Below are 15,974 nucleotides of genomic sequence, written 5' to 3'. Positions count from 1 at the left end.
TCAGTACTGGCGCTGCGGCAGGGCGGCCTTCGCCGACGCCTGGTCGAACTCGGTCTCCTGCGTCTCGATGCGCTCGGGCACCGACTCGCCGGCGGCGACCTTCTTCACCAGGTCCATCAGCTGCGGGCCGAGCAGCGGGTTGCACTCGACGACGTGGTTGATCTTGCCGTCGGCCAGCGCGGTCAGCGCGTCCTTCACGCCGTCGACCGAGACGATCTTGATGTCCTTGCCCGGGACCTTGCCCGCGGCTTCGATCGCCTCGATGGCGCCGAGCGCCATGTCGTCGTTGTGCGCGTAGAGGACGTCGATCTTGGGCTGGGACTTCAGGAAGGCCTCCATGACCTCCTTGCCCTTGGCGCGGGTGAACTCACCGGTCTGCGAGGCGACGATCTTGTACTTCGGGTCCGCCGCGATGACGTCCGCGAAGCCCTTCTTGCGGTCGTTCGCCGGCGCCGAGCCGGTGGTGCCCTGCAGCTCGACGATGTTGACCTGGCCGGTGGCGCTGCCGTACTCCTTGGTCAGCCACTCCCCCGCCTTCTTGCCCTCGGCGATGAAGTCCGAGCCGAGGAAGGTCTTGTAGAGCGTCTTGTCCGGCGAGTCGATCGCCCGGTCGGTGAGGATGACCGGGATGTTGGCCGTCTTCGCCTCCTTGAGGACAGTGTCCCAGCCGGACTCCACCACCGGCGAGAAGGCGATGACCTTGACCTTCTGCTGGATGTAGGAGCGGATCGCGGAGATCTGGTTCTCCTGCTTCTGCTGCGCGTCGGAGAACTTCAGCTCGATGCCGGCGGTCTTCGCCGAGTCCTGGATCGACTTGGTGTTGGCCGTCCGCCACCCGCTCTCGGCGCCCACCTGGGCGAACCCGAGTGTGATCGCCCCGCCGGAGCTGCCGGAGGAACCACCACTCCCGCAGGCGGTGAGCAGCACGAGTCCCGCTGCCGCGGCCGCCGCGGCGGCCCATCGCTTCTTCAGCACGTTCACTCCTCGATCGACGGTGATCATTTTTGTTAGCGTTAACACACGGAGCTGGTCTTATCTGGGCGGGCGCGCGTACGGCGCTAACGCGGCCCGGTGCTTTCGCGGACGATCAACTCGGGCACGACCAGGGCGCGCGCGTGCCTGTCGCCCCCGTCCATCCGCTGGGTGAGCAGGCCGAACGTGCGCCGGCCGACTTCGATGAAGTCCTGGCGCACCGTGGTCAGCGGCGGCGTGAAGTACGCCGCCTCGGGCACGTCGTCGAAGCCCGCGACGCGCACGTCCCGCGGTACCGAGACGCCGGCCTCGGCGAACGCGCGGAGCAGGCCGAGCGCCATCTGGTCGTTGCCGGCGAAGACGGCGTCGAGGGCACCTTCCTTGGCGAGGGATCGCCCCGCCTCGTAGCCGGAGCGCGAGCTCCAGTCACCCCGGATCACCTGCGGCACGTCCACGCCGTGGCGTTCCAGCGTCTCCCGCCAGCCGAGCTCGCGGTCACGCGCCTCGAGCCAGTCCTCGGGGCCGGCGACGTGCCAGACGGTGCGGTGCCCGAGGGCGAGCAGGTGCTCGGTGGCCCGGCGGGCGCCGTCGCGCTGGTCGACGGAGATCACCGGGACCGGCGCGGTCTCCCCGCCCCCGACGGCGACGACCGGGAAGTCCGCGGGCGCGGCTTCCAGGGCGCGGCCCGCGGTGACGTGCGGGGCGATGACGATGATGCCTTCGACCGCCTGGCGGCGGAGGTTCTCCACCGCGTCGGCGATCGACGACCGGCCCGGCCGGCTGACACTGGAGATCGTGATCGCGTACCCGGCTTCGCGGGCGGCGTTCTCGATGCCGTAGAGCGTGCTGGCCGGACCGTAGAGATTGGACTCGAGCGCGACGACGCCGAGCGTGCCGGTGCGTCCGGTGACGAGCGCGCGGGCCGCGGAGTTCGGGCGGTAGCCCAGTTCTTCGATGGCGGCGAGCACCCGGGCGCGGGTTTCGGGGCGCACCGGACCGGTCCCGTTGATGACCCGGGAGACAGTCATGTGGGACACGCCCGCCACGCCCGCGACGTCGGTCAGGCTGGGCTGCCGCGTACCGGCGGCAGTCACCCTGACGGGGCCGCCGGAGCGGGGTCGTTCAGCCACCGGCGTCCCCTTTCGTCCGCTTCGACGTGGTGCCCGTCACCCGTTCGGGTGGCGGCGAGGAGTCAGTGTTAGCGATAACACCGACGCGGTCAAGACCGGGGTGCGTAACGGTCTCGTCACGTGCGTCGGAAGGGCTGTCGTTCGTGGCTTCACCGCTGGACCTGCGGGAAAGGTTGTTTGTTAATCACCGGGTGCCGGCGCCCGCGGTGTTCAGGGCGCATGTTCGCGGGTCCGGAAGCGGCGTCACAGGGCCAGCGACGCCGCGACCGGGAGGTGGTCGCTGCCGGTCGCGGGCAACGTCCACGACGCCACCGGCCGAACGCCCGTCACGAAGACCTGGTCGATCCGCGCCATCGGCAGCCCGGCCGGCCAGCTGAACCCGAAGCCGTCCCCGGCTTCGTCCTGCGCGGACTGCATCCGCGCGGTGATGGGCGCCAGCGCCCGGTCGTCGGCCGTGCCGTTGAAGTCGCCGACCAGGACCGTGCGCGGCGACGGCTCCCCCGCCACCGCGTCGGCGAGCAGGCCGATCGCCTCGTCGCGCCCGTTCGCCGTGAAGCCCGAGTCGAGCCGGACCCGCACCGACGGCAGGTGCGCGACGAAGACCGCCACCGGACCCTTCGGAGTGTCCACAGTGGTCCGCAGCGCGCGCGTCCACGGCATGATCGCCACCGGCCGGGTGTCGCGGAGGGGGAACGTGCTCCAGACGCCGACCGTCCCCTGCACCGAGTGGTGCGGATAGCGGCCCGCGAGCGCGTCCTCGTACTTCGGGATCTCGGACTTCTTCAGCTCCTCCAACGCGATCACCTGCGCCCCCGAGGCCGCCAGTGCGCGCGCGGTGCCGGCCGGGTCCGGGTTCTCGTCGTTGACGTTGTGCGAGACGATCGTCAGGTCCCCGCCGGCTTCCGTCCGGTCGAACAGCCTGCCGCCGAACGAGCCGCCCCAGACCAGCGCCGGCAGCAGCAGCGACACGAGTGCCAGCGCCGACCGCCGGAGCAGCGCGGCCACGAGCAGCGGCAGCACGAGCAGTCCCGTCCAGGGCAGGAAGGTCTCCAGCAGGCTGCCGGCGTTGCCCACCCAGTTGGGCACCAGCGAGTGCGCGAGCAGCAGCAGCGCCGTCAGCGCGGAGAACACCGCGATCACCCGGCCGCGACGCCAGGTCCCGCGGTCCGGCACGGTCTTCTCCGGTTCGAGGGTCGCGGTCATCGCGTGGCCGCCGGCAGTTCGGGCTGGATGGCAGCGATCAGCGTCCGGCTGTTCTCGAGCGCGGCGCTCAGTCCCTGCGCCGGGCTCCCGCCCGGGTTCTGGTGCAGGACGACGCCGAGGATGAGCTTGCCGCCCGGTCCCTTCGCCGCCCACATCAGCGCCCCGCCGGCGGCGGTCGACGAACCGGTCTTCAGCCCGATCACGCCGTCCCGGCCGAGGAGGGTGTTCGTGTTGACGACACCGGGCACGCCGTCGACGCGCAGGCTCGTCGTGGCGACGATCTCGCGGATCACGGCGTTGCGCATCACTTCGCGGGCCAGGCGCAGCTGGTCGGTGGCGGTGCTCGTGGTCGAGTCCTCGACCCCGCTGGCGCCGGTGTAGGTCGTGTCGGCCATGCCGAGCGCCGCGGCCTCGCGGTTCATCTTCGCGACGAAGTCCTCTTGGCTGCCGGCGTCCCAGCGGGCGAGCAGCCGGGCGGCGTTGTTGCCGGACGGGACGAGCATCAGCGCCAGCAGGTCGCGCTCACTGACCTGCCGCCCGGCCCGCAAGGTCACGGTCGACTCTTCGCGGGAGGTCGACTCGGCGTCCGCCTGCTCGTCGACGGTGATCATCGGGCCCGCTTCCCCCGGGGCGAGCGGGTGACCCTTGAGCACGACGTACGCGGTCATGACCTTGGTGACGCTGGCGATCGGCACCGGCCGCTGGTCCCCGCGGCTGCCCAGCGAGCCCAGCCCCTGGACCTCGGCACTGGCCTGCCCACCGTCCGGCCACGGCAGTGCGAGGTCGACGACGGGCCGGGCGGCGCTCGCGCGGCCGTCGACCGAGGGCGGGAAGAGGACCCAGCAGGCCGCGGCGAGCGCCACCGCCGCAGCGGCGGCCAAGCCGCCGACGACGGGTGGGATGCGGGTTCTGGCCATGGGTCTCCTCCGGGTGCCGGGGCGCTTCGTGAGCGCTCTGACGTCACTGTGTCCGGGGAAGATCGCCGGGCCGTCGGGGTTCTTCGACAGGTCTGAACCAGAAATGTCCCGGTTCTGTGACAGAGCCGGGACGTGGCGCGGGACCGGCCCCCCTCGCACCGCGCGTGAAGGGAAGCCGGTCCCGCTGGTCTGATCCCCTCAGCTCACGTGGACGTAGTCGACCACGAGCTGCTGCGGGAACTGGGTGCTGCCGTCGGGGTCACCGGGCCAGTAGCCGCCGACCGCGAGGTTCAAGATCACGAAGAAGTCGTGGTTGAACACCCACTGGTTGCCGCCGACGTCGGCCGGCGTGCGGGTCTGGTAGGCGTTGCCGTCGACCGACCATACGATCTTGTCCTGCGACCAGTCGACCGCGTAGGTGTGGAAGTCGTCGGAGAAGTTCGGCCCGCTGTAGGGCGCGCCGATGCCGGCGGAGCCCGAGTAGCCCGGGCCGTGAATGGTGCCGTGCACGGTGTTCGGCTCGAACCCGACGTTCTCCATGACGTCGATCTCGCCGCACTGCGGCCAGCCGACGCTGCCGATGTCCGAACCGAGCATCCAGAACGCGGGCCACATGCCCTGCCCGCGGGGCAGCTTCATCCGAGCCTCGACGTGCCCGGACGACGCGGTGAACTTGCCGGAGGTGTTGAGCCGCGCCGAGGTGTACTCGCACGCGCCGTACCAGCAGTTGTTCCCGCTGTTCTCCTTCTTCGCGGTGATCACGAGGTGACCTTGGCCGTCGAGCGCCGCGTTGGCGGTGCCGTCGGTGTACCACTGCCGCTCGTGGTTGTTCACGTTGTCACCGGTCTCGTGACCCCACTTCGAGCCGTCGACGCCGCTGCCCGCCGGGCCGTCGAAGTCGTCGGTGAAGCTCGCGAAGGTCTGAGCCGGCGCGGCCTGGCTCTGCGGTGCGGTCACCACGGTCCCGGCGACGAGCAGGGTCGCGGGCACCGCCAGCAGGCGGGCGGTCCGCCGCCATCGGGCGGAGTTCCTGGTCGACATCGTCGTCGCCCCTTCCGTTCCGCGGGCGACGGCTGGCGGCTCACCGGCGCCCTATTTGTTGTCGAACACAACAAAGTATGAACGGGTGCCTGGCGAAGAACAAGGATAACCGGTCGGGGATTTTCCGACGGTACCCGATGGTCCGGACCACCGGGTACTTTCGGGCAACGTCAGCGCTGGATGCAGTCCAGGCCCAGCCCCACGCCGGTCGCGACGTACTGGCAGATGTGCGACGCGTGCGCCGCGTCGGTCTCGGTGCACCCCAGCGGAACGCCCAGCAGGTCGACCGCGCAGTAGGCGTAGAACTGGTTGGCGTTGCCGGGGACCGGGTCGGCCGACGCGGGGGCCGCCGTGGCGACGGCCGAAGCGAGGGCGAGCGCGGCCGCGAGGGCGGCGATACGGGTCTTCATGGTGCTCTCCTCCCGGAATCCCCTGTGGGCCAGGGGCTTGTGCCCGGAGAGATTCCCCGTCCGGCACGGGTTCACCTCCGGGTCACCGGAAAGTGTCACGCGGCCTGCCCGCCGATCGAACAGATCGTGAACTTCTTTCTGCATGATTCCGTCCGAACGTCGGTGTTTACGAACAGCTTCGATCACCTACGCTGGCGCAGCCCTGCCGTGGTCACCCTGGAGGCTCCCGTGATGGCCGACCCGCACGAGCTCACCCGCCGCAGCTTCCTCGGCGGGGTCGCCGCCGCCGGCGCCCTCGGCGCCCTGCCGCCCGGCATGGCCGAGGCGCTCGCCGAGCCCCGCGTCTCCGGCAGCCTGTCCGACGTCGAGCACGTCGTCGTCCTCATGCAGGAAAACCGCTCGTTCGACCACTACTACGGCACGATGAAGGGCGTCCGCGGGTACGGCGACCGGTCGGCGATCGTGCTGCCGAACGGCCAGGACGTCTTCCACCAGCCCGATTCCGGCCGCGGTGATGGCAAGTACCTGCTGCCGTTCCGGGTGGACACGACCAAAGTGGACGGTCAGGACCTCGGCGACCTCGGGCACGGCTGGGCCGACCAGCACCAGGCGATCGCCGGCGGCGCCAACAACGCGTGGGTCGCCGCCAAGGGCGAGATGACCATGGGGTACTTCACCGACGGCGACATCCCGTTCCACCGGGCGCTCGCGGACGCGTTCACGGTGTGCGACCACTACTTCTGCTCGGTGCAGGGCCCGACCACGCCCAACCGGCTCTACCTGTTCACCGGCACCATCGACGCCGACGCCCACGGCGGCGGCCCGGCGAACTACAACCCCGCCGACTACAAGCCGGTCTTCAGCTGGACGACCTACCCGGAACGCCTGCAACGGAACGGGGTTTCGTGGAAGGTGTACGCCAACAAGGAGGTCGGCGACGCGGGCGGCTCCTTCGTCGGCGACTACGGCGACAACCCGCTGTGGCTCTTCAAGGCCTACCACCAGGACTACAACTCCGACTTGTCCAAACGGGCCAGTGTGTTCAAGACCTGGGGCCCGGATTCGGGACAGGGCAAGGACGTCGACCACGTCCTCGCGGAGTTCAAAGCCGACTGCGCGAGCGGCTCGCTCCCCCGCGTGTCGTGGGTCGTGGCACCCTACGGCTACTGCGAGCACCCCGAAGCCCGCCCGGTCGACGGCGCCGCGTACACCCAGACCGTGCTGAACGCCTTGTGGGCCAACCCGAAACTCTGGGAGTCCACGGTCGTCCTCATCAACTACGACGAGAACGACGGCTTCTTCGACCACGTCGCCCCGCCGATCGCGCCGCCGGGAACCGCGGGCGAGTACGTCGGCGGCAAGCCGATCGGACTCGGCGCGAGGGTGCCGATGACGGTGATCTCGCCGTGGAGCCGCGGCGGGTGGGTCAGCTCCGAGGTCACCGACCACACCTCGGTGATCCGGTTCCTCGAACGCTGGACCGGCGTCGCCGAGCCGAACATCAGCGCCTGGCGCCGCGCGCTGTGCGGCGACCTGATGACGTGCTTCGACTTCGGTACGCCGGACACCCGGATCCCGCTGCTGCCCGACACCGCGGCGCTGCGCAAGCAGGCCGACGACACCCAGAAGAAGCTGCCCAAGCCGGCCCCGCCCGCGACCGGGAAGCAGCAGGTCCCGGTGCAGGAGGCGGGGACCCGCCCGGCCCGCGCGCTCCCCTACCGGCCGCTGGTGACGACGTCGCTGAGCGCGGACCACCAGATCCTCACCACGACGTTCGCCAACCAGGGCACCGCGGTCGTGCAGCTGATGGCGTACCGCAACGACGGCCAGACCGACGGCCCGTGGCCCTACGACGTCGCGCCGGGGGCGCAGGTCAGCGACACCTGGCGGATCCAGCTCTACGGCGGCGGCAAGTACGGCGTCGCGGTCCACGGGCCCAACCGGTTCCGCTGGGTCCTGGCCGGAGACGCGAACAGCGCGGGCGCGGGTGTCGACGTCCTCGGCGGCTACACGACCGAGAACAAGCTGCGGCTGACCATGCGCAACAGCGGAACGTCGGCGGTCAAGCTCACCATCACGGCCAACCACTACCGCACGGACGGCCCGTGGACGTACTCGCTGGCGGGCGGGCAGACCCTGACGGACGACTGGAACCCGGTCGCCTACGGGTCCGGCTGGTACGACCTGTCAGCGACGCTCGACGCCGACCCGAAGTTCCTCCGCCGGTTCAGCGGGCACCTCGAGACCGGCGCGCCGAGCATCACCGGCTGACCGTTCACATCCATGACGGTTGTTCAGCTCATTGACGTGCGTCACATCCTTGACCTATAAAGGGAAAGTCCGGGTGTCCGCCGCAACACCTCCGCTGTCCCTTTTCCGGAGGCCATCGGTGTCCCCACGAAGTCGTGCCGTTTTCCTCGGCGCCGCCACCGTTTCCGCCGCACTCGCGCTGACCGGTGCGGTGACCACCGCGCAAGCCGCCGCGGCGAACCTGTCCGCCGGTTTCGCCCGGACGTCGGTCTGGACCGGCGGCTACGGCGGCGAGTACACGATCGCCAACCGCGGCGACGCCCCCTCCACCGGCTGGACCGTCGAGTTCGACCTGCCCACCGGCACGGCGGTGAGCAGCTCGTGGAGTTCGGTCAAGACGCAGACCGGGCAGCACTACAAGTTCGCCAACGCCGGCTTCAACGGCACGGTCAAGCCCGGCGCCACCGCGAAGTTCGGCTTCAACGTCACGGGTTCCGGACTGCCCTCCGGCTGCACGGTGGACGGCCTCCCCTGTGCGGGCGGCGGCCCGGTCACCACGAGACCTACGACGACCACCACGACTCCGCCACCGACGACCACCACCACGCCACCGCCCGCCGGGGACACCGTGAACGTCTCGACGGCCGCCCAGCTGCAGGCCGCACTGGCGAACGCGACACCCGGTCAGGCGATCAAGCTCGCGGCCGGCACCTACCGCGGCTCGTTCGTCACGACCGAGGCCGGCACCGCCGCGAAGCCGATCACGCTGTCGGGCCCGGCGAACGCCGTCCTGATCAACGACGGCCCGTCGGGTGACGCCCCCGATTGTCCGGCGCCGACGGCGGGCTGGGACTCCGGCTACGGTCTGTGGCTCTCCGGCGCGCCGTACTGGAACCTGACAGGCTTCACCGTGCAGGAGTCCAAGAAGGGCATCGTCGTGGACAACTCGCCGCACACGACGATCGACGGCGTGAACGTCAACCACGTCGACGAGGAAGCGATCCACTTCCGCCGCTCGTCGGCCGACAGCGTGCTGAAGAACTCGACGATCACCTACACCGGGCTGGTGCAGCCCGGCTACGGCGAAGGCGTCTACCTCGGCTCGGCCAACTCGAACTGGGCCTGCCACGGCAACTCCGGCGGCGTCGACCGCGGTGACCGGATCCAGGTGCTGGACAACCACATCGGCCCGTTCATCGCGGCCGAGCCCATCGACGTCAAGGAAGGCACGTTCAACGGGCTGATCCGCGGCAACACCTTCGACGGCCGCGGCATCTCCGGCGAGAACTCGGCGGACTCCTGGATCGACGTCAAGGGCATCGGCTACACGATCGAGAACAACACGGGCACGTTCTCCTCGCCGGGGGTGTTCGCCAACGGGTACGAGAACCACAACACGAGCACGTCCCCGTCGTTCGACAACGGCTGCGGCAACGTGTGGCGCGGCAACAAGTCCGACCTCGGCGGCGTCGGCGCCTACGCCATCAAGATCAGCTCGGTGTCGAAGTGCGCGGCCAACCCGAACGTGGTGTACGCGTCCAACACGGTCACGAACGCGACGTCGGGACTGACGAACATCCCGGTCACGCCCTAGCGCCTCTCACCGCTGGAGTGCCGGCTCAGGCCAGGTCATCCCAGGTCCACGGTTCGGCGGGAGCACCGTCCGGCTCCCGCCCGAACCGGAACCGGGCGGCGTTGTCCCCTGTTTCGAGGAAACGGTCGAACTTCCCCGCCGCCGGCAACCGGTCCACCGAGGTGACCCCGACCACGGCAGCCTCGGTCGCCATCAGCACCGGCGGCGTCCAGTCCTCGTCGGAAAGGTAGGCCGCCCGGCACCTTTCTTCCAGCAACGTCGCCTGGGCGTCGGCACCGACCGAGCGCAGAGCTTCCAGAACTCCCGTGACCGCGTCCGGGTAGCCGAGCCACGTTTCGGCCGCGATCCGGTCGGCGAGCACCTGCACCTGGTCGTCGGACTCCAATTCGTGCAGTTTCTTCAGGAGGAAAGCCGCGTTCTCGTGCCTCCCGATCTCCACATGCCGCGCGGGCTCACGGGCCAGCAGCCTCGCTTCGTCGCCTGTCGCTCCCACTCTTCTCATGTGCGCAAGCAGTAGGCCCACCCCGGACGCATCTCGCAACGGAGATTCCGCTGCAGCCCGGGCCGCAAGTTTCGCGGCTTGGCCGTCGGCACCGACCGAGCTCAGCGTCGTACAGAGGTTCACAACGGCTCGTGGCCGCTCCACATCTGCATGGGCCGCCGGCTCGCGGGAGAGGAGGAGTCGAAGCTGATCTTCGGCGCCGACGACCTGAAGCTCCGACAATAGATCCTTCACGGCCGTCGGATCGGTGATATCCACATGCGCTCCGGGCTCGTTTGCCAGCAGCTCGGTCATCTTGTCGATGGCTCCCGCTTCGAACAATATCTCCACCAATTTGGCCTGCACCGAGCCGGCTTGCTCGCCGCCACGTTCGTTGACCAGCCGGTCGATCAGCTCGGCGGCCTGATCGGCTCGCCCGACCCGACGCAACGTCCGCAGAAGGCTCCTGACGTGACTGAGGTTTCCCTTCACTGACGCCGAAGACGCCGGCAGCCGATCGAGGAACACCTCGAGCTGCACTGTCAGGCCAAGGTCGGCGAACCGGTCGGCTAACGCACTGATCCGAAATGGATTGTCGAGCGGCGCTCCCGAAGCCGCCCGACCAGCCAGCAGCTCGACCTGTGTCCGCGTGCCGAGTTGCTGCAGCTTCTCCAGCAATTTGGCCAAACCGAGCGGATTCCCCAGGGACACGAGGCCTTCTGGACCGCGCCTCAGTAAAGCGCCGACCTGGTCGACGGCGCCAACCGCTTCGAGGCAGTCCAAGTTGTACGCTACGTTATCGGCATCATCGAGCTTCGCTTCCTCCGCGATCCGGGTGGCCAGTGCGACGACCCGGTCACGGACTCCGAGATCGTGTAACCGCTTCAGCAACCCTCCTGCGCCCCACCAGCTCGTCACGTCGTCGACGGACACGAAGTCACGTTCCAGCAGCACCCGCAACTCGTCGTGCGCACGAATCCGGCGCAAGATATCCAGCAGGTGATTGACCTGGACCCAGTCAGACAGCGGCGCGCCCCCGGCTGCCCGTCTGGCCAGAATGGCGGCTTGCTCCCGGGCACCGAGCTCGACAAGCTGCGATATCAGCGAACCCAGTGACATCGGGCTGTTCAACGAAACCGCCGAGCCGGGGTCGCGGGACAGCACTACAGCCAGGCACTCATTCTCACCCACCGTCCGCAACGCCTCCAGCAGTGCAGTGACCTCCCTTGGTTCGTCGACGCGCGAACCCGCCGCGGCGCGCTCAGCGAGCGTCGCGACCTGCTCGGCCGCCCCCAAATCGGCCAGCCGCAGCAGGAGCCTGGCCGTCGGCACGCCCCGGTCCACTGCGACCTGAGCAGCCGGATTCCGGGACAGCAGGGTGCAGACCTGATCGGCGCAACCCGCTCCGGACAGGTTCTCCAGCATCCCAGCCACGTCGAAGGCACGGTTCAGCGGTGACTCTGTCGCGACGCGCTCAGCCAGCTTGTGCATTTGCTCTTCCGCGCCGATGGCCCGGAACAATACGATCAATTCCCCGGCGCCGCTGGAGGGCTGGTCCAATGCCACGTGGGAAGCGGGGTCCCGCCCCAGTAGACTGGTGATCTGCTCGCCAGCACCCGCAGCCTGCAGGGCTTGTAGGAAAAGCGTGATCTCACGCGCGCTTTCCAGGGCAACCACGGAGGCGGGATCACGCGCCAGAAATACGCCGACCGAGGCCGCGTCCCCCGCCTCCTGCAGTCTGTGTAGAACTGCACCGAAGCCCGCGCCCGCGACCAAGGAAACACCCGCGGCCACCCGCGCTGCGGCCGCATGACATAGGTCCTCGGTCCCGATCGCGCGGATCCGTTCCAGGATCCTCGCCACGCCGTACGGGGAGTCGAGTGGAACGTTCTCCACGACCCACTCGGCACCGCGGAGGTCGCCGGGATGCACTGTGTTCATCCGGTCGATGATCGAGACTCCGGCGAAGGTGCTGCCGCGACGCACCGCTTCCTTGTTGAGCGCCACGGAATCTCGGTACAGCCCACGGTTCCACGCCGAAATGGCGAGGGCGGCCAGGCTCTGCGATCCCGCCGACGCCACCGCGGCTGTCCAGAACCCGATGGGCGGTATCCGATCGGCGCGGTGCTTCCGGGAGTATTGATCAAGGTAGTCGGCCAGCCGGAACAGGAGTTCGCCCGACTTCGGCGTCCTGGGCCGCCGCCGGTCGCGACCGTTCACGCGCTGGGGGATCGGGGTGACCGGCCCCGGTGCGCCCTTGCACGGCTCGGCGATCCTGGCGAGGGCTCTCTTTTCCCACCCCTTTTTGAGCGAGCTGCGCTGCGTGTCGGTCAGGTAAGCCTCGACCGCTTGCACGAGCAGCGCGTGCGGAAGGGCATTCCGGTGTCCCAGCCGAACTGCGTCCATCGCAACCTGGATGAACGCCTTCTCCACCGGGCCCACCGTGGCGAACCGCTCGATCAAGGCGGGCCCACCGGCCAGCCACTGCGTGATCTGACCGTCCGCCGCGTGCGCGGCTGCCCACGCGAGGCGGTCGTCGTCCGGGGTGGACTTCTTCAGGACTTCCAGCTCGGCGGTGCCGAAGGCCTCCGGCACCTCGATGACGGCGCCGTCCAGCACCTGCTGGATCTGGGCACCGGGGTTCTGCGTGAGGTCGGCGTGGTGCTCGGGCCACAGGGTCCCCAGCACCAGCACGGGTGCCCGGCTCGGATCGGCCAGCATGCTCCGGATCTTGGCTGCCACTCCCTCGGCGTGCTCGCCCTTGCAGTACTCCTGGGTCTCGTTGAGCCACACCACGGTCCGCGGGCCGACCTGGTCCAGCCCTTTCAGAGCGGCTTCGGACCGCCCCGGGTCGAACGGGTGCCACAACCGCCATCCCCCGGCCGTCCGCAACGGCTCCAGCGCTTCCCAGCAGGTTCTCGTCTTGCCCGCCGAAGAGCCGGCGACGAGTACGGCGATCGCGCTCTCGCCGCCCATCGCCCGTGCTATGACCTCCGCCAGCCGGTCGTCATGAGGGCGCCGGATGTAGGGCGGCAGGCCCGGCAAGCCGTGGGCATCGTCAAAGGTGATCGGGCGGTGCACTTCGAGCGCGAACGGATCGGTGATCTCGGCGAGCGGCTTGCCGATCGACGGAGCCAGCGACGCCGCATGCCAGAGTTCTCGTGCCTGACCGGCCGCGCGCACCGCATCGACGCCGGCTGCCCGAGCCAGAACGATGACGACGGCCACCACGTCCAGGTGTGATGCCGGCAGTCTCGGACCGCTGATGATCCGGCCGGCCGTCGTGCGGTCCGGGGCCGCGGCCAGATCGTCGTCCGCCGCGATCCACCCGGCTATCGTGTCCAGCGTCGGGAGGTCCGCGAGCAGGTAGAGCTCGTAAACGAAGTTCTTCAGCTCGCGCAGCGGGCCCGGCGGCAGCTGTGGCCGGCCGGCCGGCCTGCGCCGCCGTCTCGGATCGTTCTCCCCGCCACTCATCGTGGACCATTGTCGCCCGGGCGGCCCCTGCCGCGCGAGAGCCGGTCACCAAGGGCCCAGGCCGTGCAGCTTCACCACCAGCTGCAGCAGGCCTCCCCCACCTCCGGCTCCGGCGATGATCCCGGTGAGGAGCTTGAGGACCCGGTAGGCGTCGGCACGCTGGGCGGCGTCCCGCACGAAGACCGCGACGTAGCCGGAGCTACCCAGCAGAGCGGTGAACAAGACGGTGCACCACGTGACGATCCAGGAAAGCATGGGGACCCCTCGGCCTGGTGGGTGGGTGCGCCCGGTCGGCGCGGAACCCACCTTCGGGCCGCACGGAAGATCAACACCCAGTTGCCACGAGAGAGTGCGCGGGCCGCATGTTCCCCCAGGTCGGCGGACCCGGATCGAAGCGCGATGCGACGAGTCGCGACGAGACTCGCCGGCTACAGGTGCATGGCCAGCCAGAGCGCCACCCAAGCCGTAGCGGCGAGCAACGCGCCCGCCGCCACGGCCAGGAGTACCCGGCGCAGGGCCAGGACGGGTTTCGCCGGTGTCTCGATGTGGTCCATGAAGTCGATCATGAACCACGCGGGCCGATCGGGACAGTCCGCACGCACGTCCGGGCGACCCCTGCGCGGGGTACCCCGGATGGCCGCGACGCACGTCACCCCCGGCCGCGGAACACCAGACCCGGCGAAGCGTTGTAGAGGGTGTCGGTACGGCGGTGCCCCCGGGCCTCACCCCTTGCCTTCACGGAATACCGGTAACGCAGGAGCCGTGTCGTGCCTTCCGCCGCGAGGCGGCCCCCGTACCGGCCCCAAAACTCCCGTTCCCTCCCGGGCCTCCCCCGTGCGCCCGGGCGGGAACGGGTCCCGCGTCAGGGAACGATCGAGTCGACGTACCCGCCGTCGACGCGCACGGCCGCGCCCGTCGTCGCCGAGGCGAACGTCGAACTCAGGTAGACCACCAGGTTCGCGATCTCCTCGGGCTCGATCAGGCGCTGCAGCAACGACTGCGGCCGGTGCTTCTGCATGAACTCGCGCTGGGCCTCGTCCCACGGCAGGTCCTTGTCGACCAGCTCGTAGACGAAGTCTTCGACGCCGGCGGTGTGCGTCGGGCCCGCGATCACGGCGTTGACCGTGACGCCGGTGCCCGCCGCGTGCTTGGCGAAGCCGCGCGAGACCCCGAGCAGCGCCGTCTTCGACACCCCGTAGTGGATCATCTCGGCCGGGATCACGATCGCGGAGTCGCTGGCGATGTACTGGATCCGGCCCCAGCCGCGCCCGGTCATGCCGGGCAGGTAGGCGCGGGTGAGCCGCACCGCCGCCAGGACGTTGACCTCGAAGTAGCGCCGCCAGTCGGCGTCGGTGATGTCGAGGGGCTCCTGGGCGCCGAAGATGCCGAGGTTGTTGACGAGGATGTCGGCGTCGGGCACCGCCTCGACGACCTGCGCCGCGCCGGCCTCCTCCGAGACGTCGCCCGGGGCCGCCACCAGGTCGGCGTCCGGCACGTCCTCCCTCAAGCGCGCGATCGCCTTGGCGACGCCGGTGTCGCTGCGGCCGTTGATCGCGACCCGCGCGCCGGCCGCGGCGAGTCCCGCCGCGATCGCCGAGCCGATGCCCCCGGTGGACCCCGTGACCAGGGCCGTCTTCCCGCTCAGGTCGACCCGCATTCGTGAAAACCCTTTCTCGCGCCGGCCCCTCGCCCGGGCCGATTCAAGCACAGCTGCCCGCGGCGCACCGGCTGGAAAATCCGGTTGCCGCACCGGGGCCGCCGAGGACACCATCGGCCCATGATCTCCTACCGCACTCCGCTCCTGCCGACCGTCGCCGCGACCACCGCGCCGGTCCAGCAGCAGCCGTGCCGTCCGCGGAGGTCGATCACCCCAGCGCCGTGACCGGCGCGCTGCTCGCCGGCCTGTTGGCCGGCTACGGCATCGCGATCCCGGTCGGTGCCGTCGCGACCTACCTCGTCGCGCTCACCGCCCGCACATCGCTGCGGACCGGCCTGGCCGCCGCTCTCGGCGTCGCCACGGCCGACGGCGGGTACGCGCTGGTGGCGGTGCTCGGCGGGGCCGCGATCGCGGGCCTCGTCACGCCGGTCGCCGGGCCGTTGCGGCTGGTCTCGGCCGGGATCCTGGTCGTACTGGCCGTCCGGGGCGCCGTCCTGGCCCTGCGGACCCACCGCGACGCCGCCGCCCGGCCCGTGACGCCGCTCACGCCCGGCCGCGCCTACGTCAGCCTGCTCGGCATCACGCTGGTGAACCCGACGACGGTCGTCTACTTCACCGCCCTGGTCGTCGGCGACCGCGCCGGCACCGCGGTGTCCGTGCCCGAGCAGGTCGTGTTCGTGCTCGCCGCGTTCGCCGCCTCGGCGAGCTGGCAAGCGCTGCTGGCCGGCGGCGGAGCCCTGCTCGGGCGGGTGCTCACCGGACCGCGCGGCCGCCTGGTGACGGCACTGGTGTCGAGCGCGGTGATCACCGCCCTGGCCGTCCGACTTGTCCTCGCCTAGCCCGGA

The 15,974-nt window shown here is 70.0% G+C and carries 12 protein-coding genes and 1 pseudogene; 3 read left to right on the top strand and 10 right to left on the bottom strand.

Features of this window, described 5'->3' with window-relative positions:
• From AA23TX_RS18405 to AA23TX_RS18380, 6 genes and pseudogenes are all read right to left on the bottom strand, one after another.
• Positions 1–1,002 (bottom strand): ABC transporter substrate-binding protein, encoded by a 1,002-nt coding sequence (locus AA23TX_RS18405; protein ID WP_439328760.1) that lies wholly within the window; start codon positions 1,000–1,002, stop codon positions 1–3.
• Positions 1,003–1,058: 56 nt separating this feature from the next.
• A complete protein-coding gene (locus tag AA23TX_RS18400; protein WP_155543728.1) occupies positions 1,059–2,102 on the bottom strand; it encodes a LacI family DNA-binding transcriptional regulator in 1,044 nt (347 codons plus the stop codon).
• A 243-nt stretch (positions 2,103–2,345) separates the two neighbouring features.
• A complete protein-coding gene (locus AA23TX_RS18395; RefSeq protein ID WP_155543727.1) occupies positions 2,346–3,305 on the bottom strand; it encodes an endonuclease/exonuclease/phosphatase family protein in 960 nt (319 codons plus the stop codon).
• Positions 3,302–4,222: a D-alanyl-D-alanine carboxypeptidase family protein gene (locus AA23TX_RS18390; protein ID WP_155543726.1), complete on the bottom strand. Its 921-nt coding sequence runs from the start codon at positions 4,220–4,222 to the stop codon at positions 3,302–3,304. Before AA23TX_RS18390 ends, AA23TX_RS18395 begins: the two co-directional genes overlap by 4 nt.
• Before the next feature lie 201 nt (positions 4,223–4,423).
• Positions 4,424–5,263, bottom strand: a pseudogene (locus tag AA23TX_RS18385) (glycoside hydrolase family 16 protein); the annotation flags it as partial.
• A 170-nt stretch (positions 5,264–5,433) separates the two neighbouring features.
• Positions 5,434–5,673, bottom strand: coding sequence for a hypothetical protein (locus AA23TX_RS18380; protein WP_155543724.1), 240 nt, complete (start codon positions 5,671–5,673; stop codon positions 5,434–5,436).
• A gap of 231 nt (positions 5,674–5,904) precedes the next feature.
• Here AA23TX_RS18380 and AA23TX_RS18375 point away from each other — a divergent pair, with 231 nt between their 5' ends.
• Positions 5,905–7,944, top strand: coding sequence for a phosphocholine-specific phospholipase C (locus AA23TX_RS18375; protein ID WP_155543723.1), 2,040 nt, complete (start codon positions 5,905–5,907; stop codon positions 7,942–7,944).
• 118 nt (positions 7,945–8,062) lie between these two features.
• Entirely contained in the window at positions 8,063–9,517 is a 1,455-nt protein-coding gene (locus AA23TX_RS18370; protein WP_155543722.1) for a cellulose binding domain-containing protein, read from the top strand.
• Between the two features lie 25 nt (positions 9,518–9,542).
• Here the strand turns inward: AA23TX_RS18370 and AA23TX_RS18365 are convergent, their stop codons facing one another.
• The 4 genes from AA23TX_RS18365 to AA23TX_RS18355 form a co-directional block, all read right to left on the bottom strand.
• The gene (locus AA23TX_RS18365; protein WP_155543721.1) at positions 9,543–13,472 is read right to left on the bottom strand and encodes a hypothetical protein; all 3,930 of its coding nucleotides are present in this window, start codon (positions 13,470–13,472) and stop codon (positions 9,543–9,545) included.
• 45 nt (positions 13,473–13,517) lie between these two features.
• On the bottom strand, positions 13,518–13,727 hold the full coding sequence (locus tag AA23TX_RS18360; protein WP_155543720.1) for a hypothetical protein: 210 nt from the start codon (positions 13,725–13,727) through the stop codon (positions 13,518–13,520).
• 173 nt (positions 13,728–13,900) lie between these two features.
• Positions 13,901–14,026: a hypothetical protein gene (locus tag AA23TX_RS50760; RefSeq protein ID WP_277875398.1), complete on the bottom strand. Its 126-nt coding sequence runs from the start codon at positions 14,024–14,026 to the stop codon at positions 13,901–13,903.
• A 308-nt stretch (positions 14,027–14,334) separates the two neighbouring features.
• The gene (locus tag AA23TX_RS18355) at positions 14,335–15,129 is read right to left on the bottom strand and encodes an SDR family NAD(P)-dependent oxidoreductase (RefSeq protein ID WP_155543719.1); all 795 of its coding nucleotides are present in this window, start codon (positions 15,127–15,129) and stop codon (positions 14,335–14,337) included.
• 188 nt (positions 15,130–15,317) lie between these two features.
• Here AA23TX_RS18355 and AA23TX_RS18350 point away from each other — a divergent pair, with 188 nt between their 5' ends.
• Positions 15,318–15,968, top strand: coding sequence for a LysE/ArgO family amino acid transporter (locus tag AA23TX_RS18350; RefSeq protein WP_155543718.1), 651 nt, complete (start codon positions 15,318–15,320; stop codon positions 15,966–15,968).
• Positions 15,969–15,974: the final 6 nt, after the last annotated feature.

Source organism: Amycolatopsis camponoti, from assembly GCF_902497555.1.
In the GTDB taxonomy this organism is placed as follows: domain Bacteria; phylum Actinomycetota; class Actinomycetes; order Mycobacteriales; family Pseudonocardiaceae; genus Amycolatopsis; species Amycolatopsis camponoti.
The sequence above is the reverse complement of the archived record's forward strand: the minus strand, read 5'-3'. Positions and strand labels throughout refer to the sequence as shown.